Origin of the sequence: Sphingomonas elodea ATCC 31461, from assembly GCF_000226955.1 — a bacterium.
Classification (GTDB): domain Bacteria; phylum Pseudomonadota; class Alphaproteobacteria; order Sphingomonadales; family Sphingomonadaceae; genus Sphingomonas; species Sphingomonas elodea.
In genome coordinates, this window is sequence record NZ_AGFU01000056.1 from 1 (window position 1) to 2620 (window position 2620).

1 protein-coding gene is annotated in these 2620 nt (G+C 64.7%); it reads left to right on the plus strand.

Translation table 11 applies throughout. The features are described from left to right. On the plus strand, window positions 1-2620 hold a 2620-nt coding region (locus KK7_RS20845; RefSeq protein ID WP_010545477.1), incomplete at both ends, for a LysM peptidoglycan-binding domain-containing protein.

Consider the following 2620-nt stretch of genomic DNA (forward strand, 5'->3'; position numbering starts at 1 on the left):
TGACGACGACGGGGATGGGCACGTTCGGCGGCTGGGTGAAGACGACCAGCTACGCCAATGGCCGCACCTCGGTGGAAAACAGCGACATGTTCGGCCATGTCACCTACACCGCCGATCTGGGCGGCCCGACCGCGAACTTCGCCTATGATCTGGCCGGTCGCCAGGTGCTGCGCTGGGGCCGCGGTCCGACCATCGCCACCAATTATCTCAACACCGGGCTGGTGGGCTCGATCGTCTCCACCACCGGCGATCCGGCATCGGCGCCGAACAATGTCGGGCAAAGCTATCAGGTCGACCGCACCAGCTTCCGCTACGATGCGAACGGCAACCGCGTGCGCGAGGTCTATACGCGCGACAGCGGCCAGTGGGTCGACAACGGCTATTACAACGACCAGGATTATTGGGGCGGCGGCTACTGGGTCTCGGACTGGCAGTGGCAGACCGCCTCGACGACCTTCCGCGACGCGAGTGCCAGCTACGATGCGCTGAACCGGATGACCGGCTGGAACGAATGGGGCAACCCCACCACGCCGGCGGCCCATGTCACCTGGAGCTACGATGCCATGGGCAACGTCCGGAGGGTGACGTCGGATTTCGCGATGCTCGACCAGAATGGCGGCATCGCCTACCGGACCGGGCAGGATTATTGGTATGCCTATGACGCGATGAACCGGGTGATCCTGGCCAAGGGCCAGTTGATCAACGGCCAGATCGTCCGCGGCGCGAAGGGCACCGACTATAGCTATTATCTCGACGGCCGCCGCGCGACCGCGACGGTGACGACGACCGGCTATGCCACGGTCTGGGACCCCAACGTCTATGTGCCGGGCAACGGCGGCGGCGGATATTATGAATATCCCGAGCCCGATAATGGCAGCTGGGGGGCGTATGTCACTGCCATCTACGATGCCGCCCGGCGCGAGAACTACACCTATGATGCCGACGGCAATCTGGCGACGGTATCGATCGCGCAAAGCGGCTATTCGGACAATGGCGATGGTACCGCCTCCCCGTTGCCGCTTGGCTATGCCCAGCTGAAGTCGCGCTACGAATATGACGGCCAGGGCCGCATGACCCGCCAGATCGACTTCCAATGGGACGGCAACAGCAACGGCACCGCCGCCTATGATCGCCAGATCACCCTCGATGTCGGCGGACGGGTGACGAGCGAGACGGTCGTCACCCGTCAGGGCAACGACACGATCACCAGCTATCTGTCGAACGACTATGGCTGGGGCAGCAACTATGCCCTGGGCGCGGTGGTCAACGCCTATGCCACCACCTACAAGAACGGCAGCTATCAATATTCCTCGACCACCAGCACCAATTATATCTGGTATGCCGGTGCGGTGGCGAGCTCGGTCAGCTACAGCCAGACCGGGCAATCGACCAAGACCAGCAACTATTATTATGACGGCTGGGGCAACCTCGCCTCGGTCACTGTCGGCGACGGGCGGCCGCGCAACATCCGCTTCACCAACGACATGTTCGGCCAGGTGATCCGGCGCGACGAGAGCGACAACAACGGCGCCCAGGGCGACCCGCACGAAATCTGGTACCGCTTCGGCGGCAAGCAGATCGGCTATAACGGCAACAACGGCACGACCTCGGTCGACTATCAGGCCTCGATCGACGCGCGCACCCAGACCCAGGGCACCGGCGCCTTCCGCGGCGGCGCCACCTGGGGCGCCGCCACCGCCGATTTCGACCAGTCCGGCGTCGATCCGATCAACAGCTACGCTCAGGGCTCGGCCGGCGGCGGCTATGTCGTGCGGGCGGGCGAAACGCTCCAGTCGATCGCGCAAAGCGTGTGGGGCGACGCCAATCTCTGGTACAAGATCGCCCAGGCCAACGGCCTGTCCGGCCCCGCCGGCCTCACCGAAGGCCAGCGCCTCAACCTCCCCGCCGGCGTCCAGCGCGCAACCTTCAACGCCGCAACCCTCAACCCCTACGACCCCGCCAAAACCCTCGGCGACACCAACCCCACCACCCCAACCCCGCAAGCCCCCTCCAGACGAGGCGGTTGCGGCGTCTTCGGACAAATCCTCCTCATCGCGGTCGCAGTAGCCGTTACCATTGCTAGCGCAGGCTCGCTAACCGCAGCGCTGGGCCCCGTCGCGGGTGGTGCTGCAGCCGGAGCTGCTGGATCCATCGCGAGCCAGACCTTTGGGCTAGCAACTGGTATCCAGGATAGCTTCAGCTGGAGCGGGGTAGCACTGTCTGCCATCGCCGGTGGCGTTGGCGCCGGATTGGGACAGGTTGGAGGTACGGCAGGCAAATTCCTCAAAGCCGATACTTTCCTCAGCAATGCGGTGCGCGGTGCTGTCGGCAGCGCGATCACCCAAGGCATCGGCGTGGCCACCGGCCTGCAATCCAAGTTCGATTGGGTGGGCGTGGCCGCAGCTGGGATCGGTGCTGGAGCCGGAGGCGCCTTCGCCCGAAACGTTCTGGGCGTATCGGGCGGCCAGTTCGCCAACGGCATGGCGGGTTACGCGCAGCAGGCGGCGACCAGCGCCGCGGATGCCCTTGCAAACGCCGCAACCCGAACGTTGCTCGAAGGTAGCGACTTCGGCGACAACATCATGGCAGCCCTGCCAAGCGTCATCGGAAATACAATCGG